Below are 21,858 nucleotides of genomic sequence, written 5' to 3' on the forward strand. Positions count from 1 at the left end.
TTATTTTTAACTTTTCGCCTTTTTTTGTATATTTTATAAAATATTATGCTTTTTCTAAAACTTTTATCTAATTAATTCATTATTTTTAAATAAATTACAATAAGATTTATGTACTCTCCTATGGAAAGTATTATCAATATATAATTCGACTTCTATTAATATAACCTGGCTTATTTAAATTTTATTTATCTTAATTATTTTTTCTTTTTATTTATGTATGTTTATTAATCGATTTAATATTTCCACTTCTTCTGTAAATATCTTTTTAATACTTATTGCTTTTTTATAATAAAGAGACAAAAGTTCATTTGTTTATCTAGACAAACTTAACCTTTAAAGTTAACTACTTTCTATTCTATATCATAATAAAGAATCATCTATTTTTTCTACTTCTTCAAACTGTTCATAGATTATCCTTAATACATATCTATCTTCTCTATCATAAACTACAATTCCTATTGGTACTCTATTCTTTTTATCAATAAAGATAGTAGCTTTATTAAAATATATATTATTTAAAAACAATTCCACGTCAGCTTTTATATATATGGTATCTCCCCACTCTTCTTGCCCCTCTGATATACTTCCTTCCCTTATAGGATATGCTAAAATATTATTAATAAAAGCTAATGGATGTACTATATCCATATCTTGCCCTAATTCATATTCATTATCATTAATAGTATCTTTGACATATATTTTTTCATCCTTGTATATCTTAGTTACCTCATCACCAAATTCTACCCTCACCCCCTTATCTGCAGAATACCATTGTTTAGTTTCCTCAATTTCTTCACCCTTATCATTTTTCATAACATATTGTACTTTAGCCTCATATGCCTTAATATTTTTTAATCCTTCAATTATTTCTTCATTTGAAGGCATTAAAAAACCCCTGAAAAAAATGATAAATAAAATAGATATAAAAGGAACTGCCAATAATAATATAATAATTATTTTCTTTTTCATATTTCCTCCCAAATTGCCTGCTTCATTATACTATTATTATGCAACTTGGTTTTTTATTCATAATTTAACTTATAGAGTTTCCATCACAAAGGGAATACTTTCTATTTAAATGTCCTGCTATAATAAAATATCTATCTCTAAGAATAATATTGGCTGCTAATCCATGAATATATGTACCTAATAACGCTGAATCCATATTGCTATGACCTTGAGCAACCAGTGATGTTATTATCACCCATTCCTCCAGAGGTCATCTTACTATTTCCTTAAACATTATGTACATATTTATTCCTCCACAATTGCAAAAGCTATGGCATTGCTTTTATTATGAGATATAGAAACATTTATGTTTAATTTTCTATCACCAATTTTATCTCTAACTTCTTTAGAAATATTAACTATAGGTTTTCCTAAGTTATCCCTTAATATTTCAAAATTTTTAAGGTTGTAACCTCTAAATCCTGTTCCTAAAGCTTTGCTAAGTGCTTCTTTAGCTGCAAAATTCCCTGCTATTGTCTCTACTCTCATTCCCTTTGATTTAAAAAGTTCTCTTTCTTTTTCAGTAAATGCCTTACTTAAAAAACTAGGTGTTCTTTCAATTGCTACTTTAATTCTCTCTATTTCTATTATATCTGTGCCAATTCCTAAGATCATAGTTGCCTCCGCCTATGCTGTATCCTTTAATTAAAATCACTTACGTATTCGTCAACATATTCTCCTATGACATCTATTAAATGTATAGGTGAAACATTATTCTTTGATACTAAATCAAATAATCTCTTAACCTTTTCCTTATCGGTAGAAATATTATTTACACTATTTCTTTCTATATTAACCAAACCTCCATTTATAACGTCTTGTCTTTCTACTTCTATACCGTATGCCTGTCTACCTTTAAATCTTCCAAAAGTCATTCTATAGAAGTAATTCATCTTACAATTTTCTTTTTCCACTGTGATATCAAAACATTCTTTTACAACCAAAGTTATCTCCCCCTTAACATAACTTCCATACATCAAAGATAACACATTAATGTATTAAAATGTGTCAAAGATTGTTCTGTAAAGAAATAAATTTTTCTTTTATTTTCTACATTATACTTTATTTTTTACTTTTTTACCCATATTATTATTTAATAATATCCCATTATCATTTCTCTTAAAAATAAACGTTGTCGATAATACGTCCTTTAGAAAGTTAATCTGAATTTTAAAGTTTTTTTGTAAAAAACAAAGCCTCATAATTATATGTATACATTTAGCAAAACGTACACTATATTATTTTATAAAATTATGAGACTTTAATTATTCTTTTACTCCTTTATTATAATGTCATAAACATTACAGAAAACTTTATATAAGATATTATTGTTCATTGCCTATGGCATCAGAACTTTCTTTATCTACTCTCCTATTTCCTACGAACTTGAAGTCTTCCGCAACAACTTCTGCTATGTATTTCTTATTTCCTTCCTTATCTTCATAGCTTCCTGTACGAAGTCTTCCACTTAAACTTATGTAGCTTCCTTTAGTCATATATTTGCATATAACTTCGGCTTTCCTTCCCCATATAGTAACTGGAATAAGATCAGCCTTCCTTGTTCCATCGGCAGATTTAAAATTCCTATCCACAGCAATTATAAATCTGGTGAAGCTTTTTTCCCCATTTTCAATTGTTTTTAGTTCAGGGTCCTTAATAAGCTTACCTAATAACACAATTTTATTCATGTATAACACCTCCTGAATACTTTATCTAACAGTATAACCATTAATTTCTCTTTTATTCATTTAGTAAAAACTCTTTATATAAATATATAAAAAACTCCTCATAATTCATGAGAAGTTTTTTATAAAAATTTCTTATCTAATTGGTCTTTTCTTATACCTAGGACTGAATTTATTTCCCCACCTATTATTATAATTATGGAGCTTATATATAACCACGTCATTAAAACAAAGATTGTTGCCAAGCTTCCATATATCCGTGAGTAATTGGCAAAATTATTTACATAAAATGAAAATGCTAATGAAACCACTATCCATCCTAATGTTACAAAAACAGCTCCTGGTATAGCTTCGCTCCAATCAGTTCTCTTAGAAGGTGTATATCGATATATTGCCGCAAAAATAATTATCATTACCACTATAACAATGGAATATCTCAATAAATCCCACAACTTATGAATAAAGTCATTATATGGAATATATTTTAATATATATTTACTTAAAACATCTCCAAATACTAAAGTTGCTAAAGTAAGCATAATTGTAAATGCCAATGCTATAGTGCATATTATAGCAATTATACACCTTTTTATAAATGATCTATTTTCTTTAATATTATATGCCTTATTAACACCTTTTAAAATTGCTCTAAAAGCTGAAGATGCAGACCATATAGTCAATGTAGCAGATGCCCCTAACAACCCTCCATGTTGTTTTTCAACAACATCAATTATTACACTTGAAGTAAGCTCCACCACATTACTTGGAAGCACTCTTGCTAATCCCTCTATTATCTTCATGGAATCTAAATTGATATATCCAATTAGAGTCATAACAAATATTAAAAAAGGAAAAAATGATAAAACTAAATAATAAGCTAACTGGGCTCCTAAAGCAAAAATATCATCATTATTTACTTTAATAATAAAATATATTATAAAGTCAAAGGCTGATCTCCTTTTTTTAACTTCTTCTTTTTTCATTACATCACCACTACTTTTTTCTCTTTAATATAAATAATATTTATTATATCCTTTAATTCATTATTTTACCATGATTCAATTTGCCAAGCTGTTGGTAGCATATCTTTATACTTTTTGCTTAGGTACCTATTATCTACTAATAAGATACTTCCTTTATCCTCTTCAGTTCTAATAACTCTTCCTGCACATTGCAAAATTTTATTTATTCCTGGGTAAGTATATGCATAGTCAAATCCTTTTTCATCAAAATAACTTGCTATTATATCATTTTCTATAGATATTTTAGGAAATCCTACGCCAACTATAACAGCTCCACTCAGCCTTTTTCCTGGAAGGTCTACTCCTTCTGAAAACATGCCACCTACAACTGCAAATGCCAACACCTTAGAATTTTCTCTAAAGTTTGCTAAAAACTCTTCCTTTTCTACTTCATTTATATTTTCTTTTTGTACTAATATATTTTCATTATTACTATATATTTTTTCGTAGCTTTCAGCTACCTTCTTAAGATACTCAAATGATGGCAAGAAAACTATATTATTTCCGGGACTTTCCTCATTAAATCTATAAATTAATTCACATAATTTAGATATATTATTTTCCCTCATGCTATACTTCATATTTAAGGGCGAAATAAATGTTTTTAAGTTTTCTTTTTTAAAAGGTGAATCTAATCTTAATCTATAACTTTTATCATCTCCACCTAGTAAATCTATATAATATTTCATAGGCCATAAAGTAGCTGAAAATAATATTGTTGCATAGGAAGAACTTATTATCTTCTTAATATTATCAGAGGGATCAATACAAAATATCTTAACTTTCAAATCATTTTTGGCTTTCTCTATTATTGTATTATACTTATCTGAATACAATTCATTTATACTAACAAAACTTCTACATTTAAAATAAAAGTCCATTACTTCATCATATCCATCTGTACCTTTCCCTTTTACCAAATACTCATCTGCTACACTTATAAATAACTGCATTGCCTTAATGAGTTCTTTATACTGAATATTTTTATATATTACCCTTAGGCTGTTTTCTTCAAGTTCCCTTCGTATCTCTATCAGTTCCTTATTTATTAAATTTGAAGCTTTATAAAGAGCTGGAACCTTTCCCTTTAAAATCTTATTTATTTGCACTACATCACTCTTAAGAATTTCTCCACTATACATTGCTCTAGCTCTATCAATTAAGTTATGACATTCATCAACTAATATAACATTACTTTTATTATCTTCTTCAAAAATCCTTTTTAACCTTACTCTATTATCAAAAGCGTAATTATAATCACATATTATTGCATGGCACCATTCTGTAAGATCCAATGATAATTCAAAGGGACACACTTGATATTTTTCACTATATTTTCTTATTACCTCTCTTGATATTATGTTTTCATGGCTTATAATATCTTCAATAACATCATCCACTTTAGAAAAATAATCTCTTGCAAACTTACAATCATCAGCATTACATTTTACTTCATCATTTAAGCAAGCTTTTTCCTTTGCTGTTATACTTACTACCTTTATCTTTAATCCATTCTTTATGAGCATAGCATATGCTTCTTCTGCAACTACTCCAGTAATAGTCTTAGAAGTCAAATACACTATCCTATCTCCCATATTGTTTGTTAGCCCCTTTATAGCTGGAAATATTGTTGATATTGTCTTACCTATACCTGTAGGCGCTTGAGCAAATAATATACCGTTATTCCTGATGGTATTATAACAAGTTACTGCTAGCTCCCTTTGACCCTTTCGATAAGTTAGAAAAGGAAATTCCATTTTCTCTATGCTTTCATTCCTTTCTTCTATTAAGGCTATTTTTAAAAAAGCAGCCTTCATATATCTCTCAACTAACTCTGAAACAAAAGCTTCTAATTCTGTAAGTTTGAATTTCTTTTCAAAGCTCTTTACTTCATCTGTATTCAAATTATAATAGCTTAAACGTATTCTTATTTCCGCTAAATTATTTTCCTTGCAATATATGTATCCATAAAATTTTCCTTGAGCCCAATGTAGCTCATTATAATCTTCTTCTATATATATTAAGCTTTTATATGTAGATTTTATTTCCTCTATTACAATAATATCTCTTTCCTTTATAATTCCATCAGTGCGTCCTTCAATTATAAGCTCAATATCATCTCTAACGAATCCCCATTGAAGCTTTACTTCCTTTTGATAATTTTCATAAATATTTTCATTATCTTTTTGAAGTCTTCCATGAGCTATAGTTCCTTCCATAGCTCTTCTTATGGACATAAATCTATCATCTAGGCTACCACTTTTTAACACGTATTCCACTATGCCTCTTACAGATTCCATTATCACTACTTTTTGTGCCATAACCTTTGCCTTCCTAAATCTTAAAAATAATTAATTCTATTAATAACATTATATTTTTTATAATCTCTTTCTAGTATCTCCTTTTTAAGAAAAAAAGACTACTATAAATATATATGTAGTCTTTTATGAATGGTATTCATTTACTATCTTTTGTACTAGCTTCTTTATAGCACTTGCTTGAGCTATTAATGAAATAACCACTACGAAAGTCCTTATGCTATTTTCATCTTTTTCATTTAGGTTAAGGTCTCTTATAATGTTATTTAACTTTTCTTCATCTACAATATCTTCTGCGATACCTTCTCTTATGCTCTGACTTTGTGTCTCTGAAAATATCTTGTAAGCAGTTTCCCAAGATATTATATCATCTGATCTGTCATTAATTTCATTGAAAGCTAAGCTAAACACCTTTTTAATCTCTTCAGTAGTAAGTATTGGTCTCATATAACTTAATAATACTAGCTGAACTAAATGTATCTTTGTATAGCCCCTCTTTTTACCATCTTCCGGCTTACTTATTACTTCACTTTTTATATAGTTCTGCACTATGTTATTAGTATATTTATCATCTATAAACTTATCATTCAAAAAATCAATAACTTGAGATAAAAAAAGATCATACTTAGGTAAATCATCGTAAGATATCATTATGTTATCTTCTATTTGATCCGCTACTTGCTGTATATAATCCATATCCATCTTTTTCATCACGCATCTTCACCTATCTTTCTCTATATTACTATCTCCATTATATAGTAAATATAAACTTATTACAAGTTTATTTACCTATTTAATAAGTTTTTTCACTCTTTTTAATATTTATATCTATATTTTGATTATTCTTTTTTATTTCCAATTTATTATTGATTTTTTTATTTATTATTGATATTTTACTAGTAAACTTTTACAATTTATGTATACAGATGCAATAAATTTATTTTTACATTATTTTCTTATTTTATATTCTATTTTTTAATATTTTTAAATCATTTATGTAACACATTTACTATTTCAGTATACAAGTCATTTTAATCACGAAAAATTTAACTATTTATTTTGAAAATTAAACTTGACTTTTCAAATATATGGTAGTATAGTTTATTAGTAAGTAAAAAATATCAATTATTTTCTATAATTTAATATTTTTTATATTAATTATATTGACTTTATATTACATATTTGGTAAGATAAATCTACAAAATGTCGAAACTTGTTTTAGGAGGAATTTATAAATGAAATCAACTGGAGTTGTTAGAAGAGTAGACGAACTAGGAAGAATCGTTATTCCAATAGAATTAAGAAGAACTTTAGATATAGCAGAAAAAGACGCATTAGAAATATACGTAGACGGAGAACAAATTATATTAAAGAAATATGAACCGGCTTGTATATTCTGTGGAGATGCTAGAGATGTAGTTAACTACAAAGGTAAAAATATCTGCAAAAATTGCTTAAACGAATTAAAGACAGATAACAAATAATTGTACATAAAAAAGCTAGTGAATTTCACTAGCTTTTTAATTTTATAAATCTATGGCAATCTTATATACTTCTTTTTTAGGAATGTTTCTCATTTTAGCAACAGTCTTGATTGCTTCTTTCTTATCCATCCCTTTATTTATTAAATCCTTAAGATGCTCTTCCACTGTAAAAGCACTAAATTCTTCTTCCAGCTCCGCCTTTATTTCACTTTCGCTTTTTCCTGCCAGTACTAATACAAATTCTCCTCTTGGTTTATTCTCTAAAAAGTTATTATATGCATCTTCTAAAGCTCCTCTAAATATATCTTCATGTAACTTTGTAAGTTCTCTACATACAGCAATATTTCTATTACCTAAAGACTCCTTTAAAAAACTTAATGTATCCAATAACCTATGTGGTGATTCATAAAATATTAATGTTTCTTTTTTATCTTTAATTTCCTCAATAAGAATTTTTCTTTCTTTAGTTTCTCTTGGAATAAAGCCTCTAAAAACGAACTTTGTTGTGTCTAGTCCTGAGTATACAAGAGCTGTTGTAATTGCTGTTGCTCCTGGAAGAACCTCAAAATTTATATTGTTTTCAATGCATTTACTTACTATTACACTCCCTGGATCTGATATTCCTGGAGTACCAGCATCAGTAACTAATGCTATACTTATTCCATCTTCTAATTTATTTATTATTTGCTCACTTTTTCCTTGTTCATTATGCTGATGGTAACTAAAAAGTGGCTTTTTAATTTCAAAGTGATTTAAAAGTTTTAAACTTTGCCTTGTATCTTCTGCTGCAATTTCATCTACACTTTTTAAAACCTCTAAAGCTCTTAAAGTAATGTCCTTTAGGTTTCCTATTGGTGTTGGTACTAAATATAATTTACCTTTACTCATATTATTTCACCCTTCCATATATTTCATCTATCTCTCTACTGAAATTTCCTTCTTCATCATAAACATATAAAGGCTTTTCCCATTTTAAAAATGCTCCTCCGTCTCTCTGACCTTCCACTAATACAATATTAGGTTCCTTATTTACATTAGGCTGTACCATTTTTACTCTCTTTGGCTCAATATTATATTTTCTCATTAAGCTAAATATATCTGCCAATCTTTCTGGTCTATGTACAATAAACATTCTTCCATTATCTTTAAGTAACCTTCTAGCTGCAACAATTACATCTTCTAAATTGCAAAGAATTTCATGTCTAGCAATTGCTAACTTATCGTTTGGATTTACTATACCTGAATTATTTAACTTATATGGAGGATTTACCGTCAATACATCAAACCTTCCTAACTCTTTTACAAGGTTTTTATCCTTTAAATCAGCACATTTAAATTTAACTATATCTTCTGTTCCATTTAATTTTGAACTTCTTCTTGCCATTTCTTCCATTTCTTCTTGAATTTCAATTCCCCAAACTTCCTTGGGATTATATTTTCCATAAAGAAGGAAAGGTACTATACCTGTACCAGTACATAAATCTATTACCCTATGCTTTGATTTAACATTGGCAAAATCCGATAATAATACAGCATCTATACCAAATCTAAAAGCTTTTTCTTTCTGTATAATCTTAAGACCTTTTAAATCTAAATCATCAATTCTCTCATCCTTATTTATACTTATATCCATAAATTATAGTTCCTCCAAAATTGTGTCTATATCTTTTAATTCTTTCTTATATTATATCTATATAGTATACACAAAAACTGCTTTTTAGAAAACTTAATTAAATATAAAAAGACTAGAAAGCTCTTTCCTAGTCCATAATACTAATTATAATACTCTTCTTGCACAATAGAATGATGTTATATTACCTACCTTAACTCTATCACCTGGTTGTGGTGCGTGAATATATTGTCCTCCACCTACATAGATACCAACATGGTCTCCACCATAAGTGAACACTAAATCACCTGGTTGTAATTCATCATAAGATACAGGTGACCCAACTTCCATTTGAGTATAAGTAGTTCTTGTTATGTTTAATCCTGCTGCATTTGCATATACATAGCTTGTAAATCCTGAACAATCAAATATATCTGGACCTGCTGCGCCATATACATATTCAGCTCCTATGAAATTATATGCATAGCTCACTATAGAACTTCCATAAGCTGATGATGCAGTTCCTAATGTAATTTCCCCTCTATTTGGAGATGAAATTTGTTGTTGTGCTGCTACCTTAGCTGCTTCTTCTGCTTCTATTATTTCTTCTAATTTAATTGTTCCATAGTATATAGAATCTGATATTTCTTGTTTTACAATTTCACTTTTTATTTGATTATCTCTTATGCTTGTTAATTGATCTATAGCAGATTGTAATTCATTCTTATCATTAGATGTTTCTAATACAGATTGTTGATAAGCTACTAATTTTCTTTCTGATACTGCTAAATAGTTCTTTTCAAATTCTTCTTGTTCTGCATTTAATTGCTCAATAGCATTTTCTTGCTCTGCCTTCTTAGTATTTAACTCAGCTAGTGCTGCTTCGTTTTCTTCTGTAAGCCTAATTACTTCTGCTTTTCTTTCTTCTAATGCAGTTACTTTTTTATTTAAATTTGCTTTCTTTTCTTCTAACTCAGATATAAGTTCTTTATCAATATTAACTATTCTTGTTGTAGAGTCAATTTTACTGATTAATTCATTAAAGCTTTTTGCACTAAATAAAAGAGTTAAATAGTTAACTTGTCCACCAGACTTTTGAAACTCTCTAATTCTCTTTCCTAAAACTTCTTCATTTTTTTCTATTTCTGCTTTAGTTGTTTCTATTTCCTTTTCAGTATTTTCAACCTCTATTTTAATTTCTTCAACTTCAGACTTATTATTTTCTATAGTTTCCATTAAGGATTCTATTTCTGCATTTAATGCGTATACTTGCGCTGTTGTTTCATCTATTTTATCTGTCAATTCATCATATCTTGCTTGATTTTCTATCACTTCTTCATTAGGTGTTGCAAAAGTTGGCATTCCCATACCAAATATTAATGTTGCCGTCAATAGTGCCGATAATACTTTTTTCTTCATATTTCATTGGTCTTATGACCTTCCCCCTCTACTTAGTGATTCATTACTATTATATCATTTATGGTAACCCCATTCAATGGTAATTTTTAATATTTAAGGATTAAAGCTATTATAAAAGCATCCTTAATATCACTTTTCTGTCATTTTTCATTTTTACTATTCATATATTTTCATTGATTTTACTTAATCTTATACTTTTTACTTATAAATAATTGAATTATTGTTGTTATAAAAATTGCAATTATGAAAATAATGATTGCTATCCTGCTACTATCCTTATAAAATATTGATACTGTTCCAATAATAGTACCTATAGCCCCTATTGCTATATTTAGAAGCCCATTAACTTTTATGTACTGTTTTTGCTCTTTTGTTGTTCTATTTTCTTTAGTGCTGACATATAAGGCAAAAAAACCCATTAAAACAAATCCTATACTTCCAAATAATATTATAATACTTTCAATTCCCATAGTATTTCTCCTCCAAATCTTCATATATTATTATATATTGTCTCTTTTTAAACAACATATTACGCTATTTTTAAATTTTCTTCAACAATTTTTAAATTACATGTTGACACTTATAATTTTGTGGACTATAATAATAAATGTACTACGGGGTGTGGCGCAGATGGGAGCGCGCGTGGTTTGGGACCATGAGGTCGCAGGTTCGATCCCTGTCACCCCGACCAAGATAGGCTAAAACCTATCTTTTTTTTTGCATTTTATAAAGGAGATTTAATATGGATACAATAAAAGCTGCAATATTTGATTTAGATGGTACACTTGTGGATTCTATGTGGGTATGGGAAAGAATAGATATGGAATTCTTGAAAAAAAGAGGATATACTGTTCCTGAAAATTTAAAAGATAACATAACTCATTTAAGCTTTAAACAAGTAGCCCAATATTTTAAAACCACATTTTCTATTGATGATTCAGTAGAAGCTATAATGGATGAATGGCATGAAATGGCCTATAATGAGTATTCTAATAATGTTTTTCTAAAAGAAGGTGCTATGGAATATTTACATAGCTTAAAAAAAGCTGGCATTAAAATAGCTTTAGCTACAAGTAATTCAAAACCATTATTAGAAGCTACATTAAAAAACAATGGAATTTATGACTTATTTGACTCTATTACCGTTACAGATGAAGTAAAAAAAGGTAAAGATAATCCAGACATATACCTACTAGCTGCTGAAAAGCTTAATGTTAATCCTGTCAACTGTATGGTATACGAAGATATCGTAGCTGCTGTAGGTGGGGCCAAGCTAGCTGGCATGAATGTTACTGCTGTTTATGATAAAGCATCTGAAAAAGATTTAAATATATTAAAAGAAAAAGCTGACAAATACATATATAGCTATAAAGAACTACTATAAAAAGGAGTGCTAAGCACTCCTTCTTTAATTATCAATGATTAACTAAGCTCTTTTAACTTGGTATTTAGCTTCTAATTCTTTCATTAATTGAGCGTATTTGCTTTGTTGAGCTTGTTGCATTAAGTTTCCAATTATTTGTTCTTTAACATCTTCAAATTTAGCTACTGTTGCTTCATTCTTAGATTCTGTTTTTACTAAGTGATATCCAAATTGAGTCTTAACTGGTTCGCTTACAGTGTTTAATTCTAAAGTAAATGCAGCTTCTTCAAATTCTGGAACCATCATTCCTCTACCAAACTCTCCAAGATCTCCACCTTGTTGCCCTGATGGGCAAGTTGAGAATTGTCCAGCAGCTTCTTCAAATGATATTTCTCCATTTGAAATCTTTTCTTTTATTTCTTTTGCTTTTTCTTCTGAATCTACTAATATGTGTTTTGCAGAAACCATTTCTGGTGTTTTAAATTCTTCTTCATGTTCATTGTAGAAAGTTTCTGCATCAGCATCTGTTACAGTAACATCTGATAATACTTTATTGATTGTCATTTGAGTTAATAAATCTCTTTCCATTTGTTCTAATGCTGATTTATACTCTTCAGTCTTATCCAATTCCATTTCAGTTCCTAATTTATTCATTAATTCAAAAGAAACTAATTGTTCTAATAATTGATTTCTTCCCATTTCTGAATCAAAATATGCTCTTTTATCTTGAGGATATCTTGAAATTATTGCCTCTAAATCTTTTTCTGTAATTTCTCTTCCTGCTATAGTTACTAAAACTTTATTATCCATTCTTTTTCTCCTTTTCAACCTAATATGATATAGTTTTCAATATTATATCATACTTTTTTTCTTTTTTTGATAAAAAATGTATTTTATCTTATTTTTTTATGCTTTCCTAAGCGTTAAAAAAAGCACTAACATATGTTAGTGCTTTTACCTGGTGGCTCGACCAGGAATCGAACCAGGGACACGAGGATTTTCAGTCCCCCCCACACTATTCTTGAACTGGTGCTCCAACTGGACAAACATTTGCACAGTTACCACAGTCAATACAAACATCAGCATTTATTTCGAACTGAGTATCTCCTTGAGATATAGCATCTACTGGACATTCTGCAGCACAAGCACCACAGCTAATGCATGAATCTTGAATTGAAAAAGCCATTTAAAAACACCTCCCATTATTTAATAACTCTACATATCTATTTTATCATATCCACTATTCATTTCAAGTCTATAAAGACCAGCTTTGTTGTTTTCTCATATAAATATTAAATATTGTTATTAATTTCTTTTAAATTGGAATTCTATCTATCTTTCATTAAGTCTTTCATCAATTTTCTATCTTCTTCAGATGTAACTTCTAATTTAATATCTGAATCATCAACTGAATCTTCATAGCTTCCTTCTAATAGTTCAATATTTTCAATTTTATAATCTTCTAAAACTTCATCTTCAGTCTTTTTACATTTTAATTTTACTTTTACACTTTCCTTAATTATATTATTAGAAACTACCACACCAGTTCCACCTTCTGTTTTTACAATAGAACCTACTTTTGGAATTCTTTTTCTAATATCTTCATATGTACTCTGCTCATAATTTAAACAACACATTAATCTTCCACATATTCCTGATATCTTCGTTGGGTTCAGTGATAAATTTTGTTCCTTAGCCATTTTTATTGAAACAGAAGCAAAGTCTCCTAAGAATGTTGAACAACACATTGGTCTACCACAAGGTCCAAGTCCTCCCAGCATTTTAGCCTCATCTCTTACACCTATCTGCCTTAGTTCAATACGTGTTTTAAATATTGTTGCAAGATCTTTTACTAACTCTCTAAAGTCAACCCTTCCATCTGCTGTGAAATAGAATATTACCTTATTATTATCAAAAGTATATTCTACATCTATAAGCTTCATGGTAAGCTTATGTTCAGCTATCTTTTTTAAACATATACTGAAAGCATCTTTTTCCTTTTCCTTATTTTGATTATGTTTTTCTATATCACTGACAGTAGCAACTCTTAATACACTTTTTAGTGGTGCAATTACATCATTTTCATTTATTTCCTTTAACCCAATGACACATTCACCAAATTCTATTCCTCTAGCTGTTTCTACCACTACAAAGTTTCCCTTTTCTATATCTAAACCTGCTGGATCAAAATAATATATCTTGCCAGCTTTCTTAAATCGTACTCCTATAACTTTAATCATTTTAACCCTCCATAAAGTCCATAAGCATTATTCTTACAGTCATTGCCCAACTAACATTATTTTTAATATTCTTTCTGGCTTCCTGCAAACCTAATAGCATTTTATTTAGTTTTTTAAAAGACATCTCATTAGTTAATCTTTCTATTGACCTAATTTTGTCTCTATTTATAATTAAATTTTCATTATAAACTTCTTTATTTACTAATATATCTCTTATAAATGAAGATAATACATTTACTACTTCTTCCTTATTTTGTTTATATGAAACCAATTGCTCTTCCTTTTCTAAAATTGCTTCTATTTCATTATTAGTCAATTGTAAAAGCAAGTCCACAATCTTATCTCTCAACTCCTGTAGCTCTGTATCACTAAAATATCTATCTATTCTTCCAGGTATTCCTTCACTGAAAGCTATTGCTGATAATTTTTCTTCCTCACTACACTCATATCCTTTTATTGCCATATATTTATATAGTTCATCTTTTGTTAAAGGTGTTAATTTATATATTTCGCATCTAGATTTAATAGTATCTAAGATTAATTCTAAACTTTCACATAAAATTATTATGTATACTTCTGTTGGGGGCTCTTCTATAGTTTTTAACAATGCATTTTGTGCTTGAATTGTAAGCTTATTTCCTTGATGAATAATAATAACTTTTTTATCACCTTCAAAAGGCTTTTTATTTACTTCATCTATAATATCCCTTACATCATCAACCCCAAAAGAAGTTTTAATAGGCTTATAATTGATTATATCTACATATTCCCTATTTATATCTCCATTTAAAATCAACTTGCCTAATATCTCTGCTAATATACTTTTTCCTATACCATCTTCACCTGAAATAAGCTGTGCATGAGAAAGATTTCCATTACTACATCTACTTTTAAAGTTTTCTATAAGACTACTATATCCAATAAAATTTCTCATTAAAGCACCTCTTTTTATTTTTATATCTTTACAAACTTATCTACATCAATTACAAAAACAGTGGCTCCACCAACTTCAACTTCTAAAGGAAAAGGCATATACATACCATTTTCTCCTGATAATCCTGGTTGTGTTGATACTACCTGTTTTCTTTTCTTGCAAACTTCTTCAATAACGTTTATTACTACATCTACTTTATCAATTTCTACCCCAATCATTAATGTGGTATTACCTGATTTTAAAAATCCGCCTGTTGTTGCTAATTTTGTTACCCTAAATCCCTTATCATTTAATTCTTCGATTAAATCCAGTGCATCGTCATCCTGCACTATAGCTAAGACCAATTTCATAATAACCACCTCATTTTCAATTCTCTTTATTATATTTTATCATAATATTTGGCCAGTTAATAATATATTATTCACTTTCAACATATATTTATTTTCTTTTTATTAATATCCCTATATTTTTCTATTTTATACAAAAATTAAAAATGTAAACTTAAAGAGAAATACAAAGCTTCATTTTTAGCTTTGCATTTCTCTCTTTATATCTCTTATTATATCTTCTATGCATTTTTGCAAGTCTATATTTATGTATTCTTTATTTACACGTGATTCTTTAAGTTTTTCAAGACTGAAATCGACAGAATCTGCTAAAAATCTTCTACATAACTCATTATAATTTGGATTTTTTTGATTTCTTTCTCTTATTAGTGCTCTTTCAAGCCTTAATCCATCTTCAATATTTATATATATTGGATAAACTTTTTCAGTACCAAAATAACTTCTAAAACTATTATATGCTTCTAAAGTAACTATAGCTATATAATTACTTTCTTCTAAATCAATCTGTCCATCATCTATTGTTGAATAATACCATGGACCATGTACTGTATCATATCTTCTACACTCAATAATTTTTCCCTCATTTTTAAATTGCTCTAATTTATCTTCATTAATAAAGAAATATTCTACACCATTAGTTTCATTAGTCCTCTTAGGTCTAGTAGTATATAAGACTATGGGCTTTAAACTTAGCTCATTTTTATTGCTTATTTCTTTAAAGATAGTATCTTTTCCTGAGCTACTTTTTCCCATTAAACAAAATATCTTCCCCATAATTTCCTCCAGAAAATATACTAATATCATTACATTATGGTCATTAGTATTACAAATAAAAATAACTCATCTATTTATACAATCCTCAATGAACTATATAAAAATGAGTCATAATTATATTACTATAAAGCACTATTAATGTATAGTAATTTTTCATTATAAATGCTTTATAAGTTTATTTTTTATTTTTTCTTTAATCTTATAATATTCTGGGTTGTCCATATCCATAATTGTAATTTTATCTACACATTCATTACAAATGCACTTTCCTAAAATAGTTAATTTTCCTGCACCACAATCATCATCACATACAATACATTTTTTGTTATTTTTAATAATATCTTTGTTTTTAATTACCATAATACATCCCTCCGTTACTTTTATATTATATTTCTTTCCACATTAAGAGAATTTATTCAATGAATAGTACTTTTTTATAAATATTTTATACTGTTTAAGGGAAAATAATAATATTAATAAATTTAATGGAGGAGTATTTATGAAACAAGAAATAATAAGCTATTTACATGAGCATTATGATGAACTTTTTGAATTAAACAAATATTTATATACTAATCCTGAACCTAGCTATAAAGAATTTAAATGCTATGACTATATAACAAATTTTTTAAGTACTCATAATTTTAATATACAAAAAAACTTTTTAGACTTGGAAACATCTTTTTATGCCAGCAAAGGAAATGGATATCCTAAGATATGCTTTTTATGTGAGTATGATGCAGTTCCTGAAGAAGGGCATATTACAGGACACAATCTTGTAGCAACTACCTCTATTGCAGCTTCTATAGCTTTAGGAAACATTATTAATAAAATTGGTGGAACATCAATATTAATTGGTTGCCCTGGTGAATATCTAGGTGGAACAAAATCTATAATGGTTAAACAAGGTATTTTTGATGATATAGATGTGGTAATGATGACTCATCCTGATTTAACTACTTGTGAAAGTGGAACATCTTCTGCAATTATACCTTTAAAAATTAACTTTATAGGTAATAGTGGACTAAGCTTTTTAAATAATGATGTTTATACTTCCCTTGATGCAGTACTTTTAACATTTAATATTTTAAATGCTCTCTTAAAGGGCTTCCCAAAAGAAGTAGAAATAAATTCGATCCTTTCCCAAGGTGGCTATACACCTTTAATGTTACCACTAGAAAGTGAAGCTAAGTTTTATATAAGGGCTAATAACACTGAAATGGCTACCTTAGCTGAAAATAAGCTAAGAGAAATAGTGAAGGATGTTTCAAATCTCATTCATGTTAAACACACTATTTCTTTATATGAGCCTCCAAACGAAGAGCTACTTACTAATCGTACCTTAAATAGGCTTTTCAGTCATAACTTAAAAGAAAATGGAGAAATAACTATAGGTGCTCCTAAAAATGTTCATTCTGGTTTAAGTATTGGAGCTGTAAGCCGAAAAGTTCCTTGCATTCATCCTTATTATCGAATTACAGAAGATGCATCTATCAAATATGGCTCTAAAGCTTTTGGTGATTGCACCATTAGTAAATTTGCTATGGATCAATGTATTAAAGCTTCTGCTGCTTTAGCATTTACCGCTTTTGATTTAATTGAAAAAAACGATCTTTTATCTGAAGTTAAAGAAGAATTTTATAATGTTTTTAAATAACTCTTAAAGAGGCTTAAGCATTCTTTCCTTAAGCCTCTTTTTATATACCGGTAAATTTTATTATGATATACTATAAATAAAATTAACATGTTTCTGGAGGTTATTTATGATTCAAATATATAAAAGCTTAAATGAATCTGATTCAACATTGAAAGCTTTAGATTCTATTGAACCAGGATGCTGGATCAATATTGTTGCCCCTTCTGAGGAAGAACTTATATTAGTATCTAAAAAAACTGGAGTACCTCTTACTTTTCTAAGGGCACCTCTAGATGATGAAGAAACTTCTCGTATAGATTTTGAAGAAAATTGTACACTAGTAGTAGTAGATATACCCTTTACAGAAATGGAGGATAACTCTCTAACTTATGATACATATCCACTGGCAATAATTCATACTGAAAAGCAAATAATTACTGTATGCTTAAAAAACAGCAGAATACTTACAGACTTTATTAATGGACGTGTTAAATCATTCTTTTCATATAAAAAATCTAGATTTATATTACAAATTCTAAATAGAATCTCAACTTATTACTTAATTTATCTTAGACAAATAGATAAAAAGAGTCTTATGATTGAAAAAAGATTACATAAGTCTATGAAAAATCGTGAACTTATCCAACTTCATTCACTAGAAAAATCACTAGTTTATTTCTCTACATCTCTTAAGGCAAATGAAATCACCTTAGAAAAGATGCTTAAATTAGAAATAATGCAAAAGTATGAAGAAGATCAAGATGTATTAGAGGATGTAATAATTGAAAATAAACAAGCTATCGAAATGACTGATATATATAGTAATATATTAGCTAGTACCATGGACTTTTTTGCTTCTGTAATTTCTAATAATCTTAATATAGTAATGAAGGTCCTTGCTTCTGTTACTATATTAATGGCTATTCCAACTATAATAGGAGGAATCTTTGGTATGAATGTTCCTTTCCCTGGCAATATGGAAAGCAATCCTGGAGCCTTTAATGCCATTATTATCTTTACCCTTCTGCTAACTGGCGGAGCAGCTATAATATTATATAAAAAAGATATGTTCAATTAAAAATTTTTATTATCTTATAAATATATATTTTTCTTCTACATATAATATTATTAATCAAAATATATGCCTTTCCAAAATAAAAAACATATCCACACAAAACTCTCACGAGCCTGTGGATATGTTTTGTTTTTATGTTAATAACTTTATAATTGATAATTTTTCATTAAAATCCTTATATTATATTTTCAATTTTTTTTCTGTTATCAACTATTAACTATCTATTATTTTATTTTAAAAAAATAAAAAACCTACAAGATTAACTTGTAGGTTTTATGGAGGCGCCACCCGGATTTGAACCGGGGAATAAAGGTTTTGCAGACCTCTGCCTTACCACTTGGCTATAGCGCCATACCTGGTGGCTCGACCAGGAATCGAACCAGGGACACGAGGATTTTCAGTCCTCTGCTCTACCGACTGAGCTATCGAGCCTTAACAATTTTATTATATTATATTCCTATAATTATGTCAATATTTTTGTTAATATTGTTTTTTTCTGCTTAATATACTACTTCTTCACCTATTTGATTAATTAAATAATATATAATTTATTTTAATTAACTAAAAAAATTCATATAGATAATATATATTCCTATTATTAAGACTAATGGTAAGTTTACTACATCCTTTATACTTTTCATCAAACTATTTTTTACTCTTACCTCTTCTCTTGTTAGTATATTTCTCTTTATATTTAATGATATAAGCTTTTTAAAAATAAAATATATAGCTACAAAGCAAATTATAGTTAAAATAGCATAAAAGAATATTGCTCCTAAAACTACTGAATTAGGTACATTTTTTAAAGTAACTTCACTTACTGCCTGCAATTCCTCTTCACTTGCTGGCAATAACTCCATTAACTTTGACAATGTTACAGATGTACCATTGATGATAAAATGAATAATCATACTAGAAAATATACTTTTAGTAATTCTAACAACTAATGCTAATATAATCCCTAATGCTACTGCATATAAAAATTGTTGTCCATCTAAATGCATAATTCCAAAGAACAATCCTGTAACCACCGCTGATACAAAGATGTTTTCATCATCATAACCAGCTAAAACCACTCCCCTAATAGTAATTTCTTCAGTTATAGCAGGCATAACAGCAAACAATAACAAGAATAAAAGGTATGGAGTATCTATAATAGATGTAATCACCATTGCAACATTATTAGGAAACACTAATTGTGATATTAAAGATAACAATGTGACCATTGGTTGGCAAACAAATGCCAATAATATCAATAATAATGCATCTTTAAAATAAAGCTTATTAATCCTTAAAGTGTCTTTTATACTTCTTGGTGATAATAATAAATAAATAATTGCTGGCATTATAAATATGGTTAAATGTGTAATAAACAATTTCATTCTATAGTCTGTAATATTTAAAATACTAAATATATATGATAATGGATAAGCCGAAAAAATACCTAATAGCAATATAACTAAAAAGTATATATTAGCCTCCTTCAATTTTTTCAAAAACATTCCCCCTAACTGTAAATCTACTTTGCAATAATGTATATTTATAGTTTTATATGATAATAATATAAATGAAGTGGATAAAGCTTCATAATTAATCGCCTCTCCCCCATTTTATTTATATACAAGATAATCCCCTTAATCATTTGATTAACGGGATTATTTTTTCTTATTCCCTACAATATCCTTTTTCAATGATTTTTAGCCTTAATAGATTTAATGCATTCATAGTAGCTCTTTCTCTAATCTTATCTCGCTCTCCTTGGAAGATAAACTTTTCTACTACTGTTTCCCCTTTAAAGCATAATCCTATATATACTAAACCTACTGGCTTTTCTTTTGTTCCACCACCTGGTCCTGCAATACCAGTTGTAACTACTGAAATATCTGATCCACTTTCTCTACATATACCTTCTGCCATTTCCCTGGCAGTTTCTTTGCTTACTGCACCATATAAATTTAAGGTTTCTTTCTTAACACCAAGTCTCCTCACCTTAGCTTCATTGGAGTATGTAACAGCACCTTCAAGAAATACCTGTGAAACTCCTGGATATGATATTAGCTTAGCAGCAATCATTCCCCCTGTACATGATTCAGCTGTGGAAATGGTTAAATTGCTTTTACATAACATTTCTGCTACCTTATACTCTAAGGTAATTTCTCCTTCTCCATACACTTTGTCTTTAAGTGTCTTCCTCACTTCCGCCTCCACTGGTTCAATTAAATTTAAACATTCCTCTTCAGTTTCTCCTTTAGCTGTTATCCTTAAGCTAACATCTACACCTTTAGCATAAGGAGCAACCGTTGGGTTTTTTCCATTATCAATAAGATAAGCTAGCTCTTCTGCCATGAAGCTTTCACCTATTCCAAAAATTCTTAGCATCTTTGATCTAAGCACACAATCTGTTAACTTTTCTAAGTAAGGAAGTACTTGCTCATTAAACATACTTTCCATTTCCTTTGGTGGCCCTGGCAATATTATCATTTTCTTATTTCCCTCTTCTATAATTACACCACTGGCTGTTCCACAGCTATTAGGCATTATTATCGCACCTTCTGGAAAATATGCCTGCTTAATATTATTTCCTTTTAATTCACGACCTTGCTTATTAAAATATTTCTCAATACCTTTTAAAGTATTTTCATCAAGCTTTAATTTTTTGTTAAAGTACTTTGCTGCTGACTCCTTAGTAATGTCATCTTGTGTTGGTCCTAAGCCACCAGTTGTTATTACAAGCTCGCTTCTTTTATATGCTTCATCATATGCCTTTAATAATCTTTCCTCATTATCACCAACTACCTGCTGATGATATACATCTATTCCTAAAGTAGCAAGTTCTCTAGATAAATACTGTGCATTTGTATTTACAATATCTCCTAACAATATTTCTGAACCTATTGCTATTATTTCTGCTTTCACATTTTTCACCTCAATTCAATTTACTTCT

The 21,858-nt window shown here is 28.6% G+C and carries 25 protein-coding genes and 3 tRNA genes; 5 read left to right on the forward strand and 23 right to left on the reverse strand.

Annotated elements, in window-relative coordinates; all coding sequences use genetic code 11:
* Positions 1-360: 360 nt before the first annotated feature.
* The 8 genes from Q5O29_RS06215 to Q5O29_RS06250 all read right to left on the reverse strand — a co-directional run bounded on the left by Q5O29_RS06215 (position 361) and on the right by Q5O29_RS06250 (position 6,744).
* On the reverse strand, positions 361-969 hold the full coding sequence (locus tag Q5O29_RS06215; RefSeq protein ID WP_022212110.1) for a germination lipoprotein GerS-related protein: 609 nt from the start codon (positions 967-969) through the stop codon (positions 361-363).
* A gap of 64 nt (positions 970-1,033) precedes the next feature.
* A complete protein-coding gene (locus tag Q5O29_RS06220) occupies positions 1,034-1,204 on the reverse strand; it encodes a hypothetical protein (RefSeq protein ID WP_022212111.1) in 171 nt (56 codons plus the stop codon).
* A 50-nt stretch (positions 1,205-1,254) separates the two neighbouring features.
* On the reverse strand, positions 1,255-1,623 hold the full coding sequence (acpS, locus tag Q5O29_RS06225) for a holo-ACP synthase (protein ID WP_022212112.1): 369 nt from the start codon (positions 1,621-1,623) through the stop codon (positions 1,255-1,257).
* 26 nt (positions 1,624-1,649) lie between these two features.
* Positions 1,650-1,952, reverse strand: a complete 303-nt coding sequence (locus Q5O29_RS06230; protein ID WP_022212113.1) for a DUF6514 family protein — start codon at positions 1,950-1,952, stop codon at positions 1,650-1,652.
* 381 nt (positions 1,953-2,333) lie between these two features.
* On the reverse strand, positions 2,334-2,696 hold the full coding sequence (locus tag Q5O29_RS06235; protein ID WP_022166491.1) for a single-stranded DNA-binding protein: 363 nt from the start codon (positions 2,694-2,696) through the stop codon (positions 2,334-2,336).
* Between the two features lie 119 nt (positions 2,697-2,815).
* Positions 2,816-3,676 (reverse strand): YihY/virulence factor BrkB family protein, encoded by an 861-nt coding sequence (locus Q5O29_RS06240; RefSeq protein WP_022212114.1) that lies wholly within the window; start codon positions 3,674-3,676, stop codon positions 2,816-2,818.
* Between the two features lie 65 nt (positions 3,677-3,741).
* A complete protein-coding gene (locus Q5O29_RS06245) occupies positions 3,742-6,036 on the reverse strand; it encodes an ATP-dependent DNA helicase (protein ID WP_022212115.1) in 2,295 nt (764 codons plus the stop codon).
* Positions 6,037-6,159: 123 nt separating this feature from the next.
* Complete coding sequence (locus Q5O29_RS06250; RefSeq protein WP_022212116.1) at positions 6,160-6,744, reverse strand: DUF1836 domain-containing protein; 585 nt, start codon at positions 6,742-6,744, stop codon at positions 6,160-6,162.
* A gap of 524 nt (positions 6,745-7,268) precedes the next feature.
* Here Q5O29_RS06250 and Q5O29_RS06255 point away from each other — a divergent pair.
* Complete coding sequence (locus Q5O29_RS06255) at positions 7,269-7,517, forward strand: AbrB/MazE/SpoVT family DNA-binding domain-containing protein (protein ID WP_022166495.1); 249 nt, start codon at positions 7,269-7,271, stop codon at positions 7,515-7,517.
* 42 nt (positions 7,518-7,559) lie between these two features.
* Here the strand turns inward: Q5O29_RS06255 and rsmI are convergent, their stop codons facing one another.
* From rsmI to Q5O29_RS06275, 4 genes are all read right to left on the reverse strand, one after another.
* The gene (rsmI, locus tag Q5O29_RS06260; RefSeq protein WP_022212117.1) at positions 7,560-8,405 is read right to left on the reverse strand and encodes a 16S rRNA (cytidine(1402)-2'-O)-methyltransferase; all 846 of its coding nucleotides are present in this window, start codon (positions 8,403-8,405) and stop codon (positions 7,560-7,562) included.
* A 1-nt stretch (position 8,406) separates the two neighbouring features.
* A complete protein-coding gene (locus tag Q5O29_RS06265) occupies positions 8,407-9,150 on the reverse strand; it encodes a tRNA1(Val) (adenine(37)-N6)-methyltransferase (protein ID WP_022212118.1) in 744 nt (247 codons plus the stop codon).
* Positions 9,151-9,294: 144 nt separating this feature from the next.
* Positions 9,295-10,545 (reverse strand): NlpC/P60 family protein, encoded by a 1,251-nt coding sequence (locus Q5O29_RS06270; protein ID WP_022212119.1) that lies wholly within the window; start codon positions 10,543-10,545, stop codon positions 9,295-9,297.
* A 179-nt stretch (positions 10,546-10,724) separates the two neighbouring features.
* Positions 10,725-11,015 (reverse strand): hypothetical protein, encoded by a 291-nt coding sequence (locus tag Q5O29_RS06275; protein ID WP_022212120.1) that lies wholly within the window; start codon positions 11,013-11,015, stop codon positions 10,725-10,727.
* Positions 11,016-11,160: 145 nt separating this feature from the next.
* Between Q5O29_RS06275 and Q5O29_RS06280 the strand changes: the two genes are divergently transcribed.
* Both Q5O29_RS06280 and Q5O29_RS06285 read left to right on the forward strand, forming a co-directional pair.
* Positions 11,161-11,236, forward strand: a tRNA-Pro gene (locus tag Q5O29_RS06280).
* 51 nt (positions 11,237-11,287) lie between these two features.
* Complete coding sequence (locus tag Q5O29_RS06285; protein WP_022212121.1) at positions 11,288-11,929, forward strand: HAD family phosphatase; 642 nt, start codon at positions 11,288-11,290, stop codon at positions 11,927-11,929.
* A gap of 42 nt (positions 11,930-11,971) precedes the next feature.
* Here the strand turns inward: Q5O29_RS06285 and Q5O29_RS06290 are convergent, their stop codons facing one another.
* From Q5O29_RS06290 to Q5O29_RS06320, 7 genes are all read right to left on the reverse strand, one after another.
* Positions 11,972-12,718 (reverse strand): peptidylprolyl isomerase, encoded by a 747-nt coding sequence (locus Q5O29_RS06290; RefSeq protein ID WP_022212122.1) that lies wholly within the window; start codon positions 12,716-12,718, stop codon positions 11,972-11,974.
* A 205-nt stretch (positions 12,719-12,923) separates the two neighbouring features.
* The gene (locus tag Q5O29_RS06295) at positions 12,924-13,094 is read right to left on the reverse strand and encodes a DUF362 domain-containing protein (protein ID WP_022168234.1); all 171 of its coding nucleotides are present in this window, start codon (positions 13,092-13,094) and stop codon (positions 12,924-12,926) included.
* A gap of 142 nt (positions 13,095-13,236) precedes the next feature.
* Positions 13,237-14,148: a stage 0 sporulation family protein gene (locus Q5O29_RS06300; RefSeq protein WP_022212123.1), complete on the reverse strand. Its 912-nt coding sequence runs from the start codon at positions 14,146-14,148 to the stop codon at positions 13,237-13,239.
* 1 nt (position 14,149) lies between these two features.
* Entirely contained in the window at positions 14,150-15,082 is a 933-nt protein-coding gene (locus Q5O29_RS06305) for a DNA polymerase III subunit delta' (RefSeq protein ID WP_022212124.1), read from the reverse strand.
* A 20-nt stretch (positions 15,083-15,102) separates the two neighbouring features.
* Positions 15,103-15,432 carry a cyclic-di-AMP receptor gene (locus Q5O29_RS06310; protein WP_022212125.1) on the reverse strand — a complete coding sequence of 110 codons (330 nt, stop codon included), beginning with the start codon at positions 15,430-15,432 and terminating at the stop codon, positions 15,103-15,105.
* Between the two features lie 177 nt (positions 15,433-15,609).
* On the reverse strand, positions 15,610-16,203 hold the full coding sequence (locus tag Q5O29_RS06315; RefSeq protein WP_022212126.1) for a guanylate kinase: 594 nt from the start codon (positions 16,201-16,203) through the stop codon (positions 15,610-15,612).
* 156 nt (positions 16,204-16,359) lie between these two features.
* The gene (locus tag Q5O29_RS06320; RefSeq protein ID WP_022212127.1) at positions 16,360-16,563 is read right to left on the reverse strand and encodes a sigma factor G inhibitor Gin; all 204 of its coding nucleotides are present in this window, start codon (positions 16,561-16,563) and stop codon (positions 16,360-16,362) included.
* Between the two features lie 139 nt (positions 16,564-16,702).
* On the opposite strand from Q5O29_RS06320, the gene Q5O29_RS06325 reads away from it, so the two are divergent.
* Positions 16,703-17,860, forward strand: coding sequence for a hypothetical protein (locus Q5O29_RS06325; RefSeq protein ID WP_022212128.1), 1,158 nt, complete (start codon positions 16,703-16,705; stop codon positions 17,858-17,860).
* Between the two features lie 106 nt (positions 17,861-17,966).
* Complete coding sequence (locus Q5O29_RS06330; protein WP_022212129.1) at positions 17,967-18,917, forward strand: magnesium transporter CorA family protein; 951 nt, start codon at positions 17,967-17,969, stop codon at positions 18,915-18,917.
* A gap of 273 nt (positions 18,918-19,190) precedes the next feature.
* Here Q5O29_RS06330 and Q5O29_RS06335 read toward each other — a convergent pair.
* The 4 genes from Q5O29_RS06335 to Q5O29_RS06350 form a co-directional block, all read right to left on the reverse strand.
* A tRNA-Cys gene (locus Q5O29_RS06335) sits at positions 19,191-19,265 on the reverse strand.
* A gap of 5 nt (positions 19,266-19,270) precedes the next feature.
* A tRNA-Phe gene (locus Q5O29_RS06340) sits at positions 19,271-19,346 on the reverse strand.
* Between the two features lie 125 nt (positions 19,347-19,471).
* Positions 19,472-20,416, reverse strand: a complete 945-nt coding sequence (locus tag Q5O29_RS06345; protein WP_186835654.1) for a CPBP family intramembrane glutamic endopeptidase — start codon at positions 20,414-20,416, stop codon at positions 19,472-19,474.
* A 163-nt stretch (positions 20,417-20,579) separates the two neighbouring features.
* Positions 20,580-21,830 (reverse strand): competence/damage-inducible protein A, encoded by a 1,251-nt coding sequence (locus Q5O29_RS06350; RefSeq protein WP_022212131.1) that lies wholly within the window; start codon positions 21,828-21,830, stop codon positions 20,580-20,582.
* Positions 21,831-21,858 lie beyond the last annotated feature (28 nt).

The sequence above is a fragment of the Clostridium sp. CAG:265 genome (genome assembly GCF_000436575.1).
GTDB classification, from domain to species: Bacteria; Bacillota; Clostridia; order Clostridiales; family Clostridiaceae; genus Clostridium; species Clostridium lentum.

Bases quoted from the DNA above. Each gene is read 5' to 3' on its own strand.
- Q5O29_RS06325 (WP_022212128.1), top strand. From the start codon at position 16,703: ATGAAACAAGAAATAATAAGCTATTTACATGAGCATTATGATGAACTT.
- Q5O29_RS06295 (WP_022168234.1), bottom strand. From the start codon at position 13,094: ATGGCTTTTTCAATTCAAGATTCATGCATTAGCTGTGGTGCTTGTGCT.
- Q5O29_RS06250 (WP_022212116.1), bottom strand. From the start codon at position 6,744: ATGAAAAAGATGGATATGGATTATATACAGCAAGTAGCGGATCAAATA.
- Q5O29_RS06330 (WP_022212129.1), top strand. From the start codon at position 17,967: ATGATTCAAATATATAAAAGCTTAAATGAATCTGATTCAACATTGAAA.
- Q5O29_RS06265 (WP_022212118.1), bottom strand. From the start codon at position 9,150: ATGGATATAAGTATAAATAAGGATGAGAGAATTGATGATTTAGATTTA.
- Q5O29_RS06215 (WP_022212110.1), bottom strand. From the start codon at position 969: ATGAAAAAGAAAATAATTATTATATTATTATTGGCAGTTCCTTTTATA.
- Q5O29_RS06345 (WP_186835654.1), bottom strand. From the start codon at position 20,416: ATGTTTTTGAAAAAATTGAAGGAGGCTAATATATACTTTTTAGTTATA.
- Q5O29_RS06315 (WP_022212126.1), bottom strand. From the start codon at position 16,203: ATGGGGAAGATATTTTGTTTAATGGGAAAAAGTAGCTCAGGAAAAGAT.
- acpS (WP_022212112.1), bottom strand. From the start codon at position 1,623: ATGATCTTAGGAATTGGCACAGATATAATAGAAATAGAGAGAATTAAA.
- Q5O29_RS06285 (WP_022212121.1), top strand. From the start codon at position 11,288: ATGGATACAATAAAAGCTGCAATATTTGATTTAGATGGTACACTTGTG.
- Q5O29_RS06240 (WP_022212114.1), bottom strand. From the start codon at position 3,676: ATGAAAAAAGAAGAAGTTAAAAAAAGGAGATCAGCCTTTGACTTTATA.
- Q5O29_RS06310 (WP_022212125.1), bottom strand. From the start codon at position 15,432: ATGAAATTGGTCTTAGCTATAGTGCAGGATGACGATGCACTGGATTTA.
- Q5O29_RS06305 (WP_022212124.1), bottom strand. From the start codon at position 15,082: ATGAGAAATTTTATTGGATATAGTAGTCTTATAGAAAACTTTAAAAGT.
- Q5O29_RS06320 (WP_022212127.1), bottom strand. From the start codon at position 16,563: ATGGTAATTAAAAACAAAGATATTATTAAAAATAACAAAAAATGTATT.
- Q5O29_RS06270 (WP_022212119.1), bottom strand. From the start codon at position 10,545: ATGAAGAAAAAAGTATTATCGGCACTATTGACGGCAACATTAATATTT.
- Q5O29_RS06300 (WP_022212123.1), bottom strand. From the start codon at position 14,148: ATGATTAAAGTTATAGGAGTACGATTTAAGAAAGCTGGCAAGATATAT.
- Q5O29_RS06235 (WP_022166491.1), bottom strand. From the start codon at position 2,696: ATGAATAAAATTGTGTTATTAGGTAAGCTTATTAAGGACCCTGAACTA.
- Q5O29_RS06290 (WP_022212122.1), bottom strand. From the start codon at position 12,718: ATGGATAATAAAGTTTTAGTAACTATAGCAGGAAGAGAAATTACAGAA.
- rsmI (WP_022212117.1), bottom strand. From the start codon at position 8,405: ATGAGTAAAGGTAAATTATATTTAGTACCAACACCAATAGGAAACCTA.
- Q5O29_RS06255 (WP_022166495.1), top strand. From the start codon at position 7,269: ATGAAATCAACTGGAGTTGTTAGAAGAGTAGACGAACTAGGAAGAATC.
- Q5O29_RS06245 (WP_022212115.1), bottom strand. From the start codon at position 6,036: ATGGCACAAAAAGTAGTGATAATGGAATCTGTAAGAGGCATAGTGGAA.
- Q5O29_RS06275 (WP_022212120.1), bottom strand. From the start codon at position 11,015: ATGGGAATTGAAAGTATTATAATATTATTTGGAAGTATAGGATTTGTT.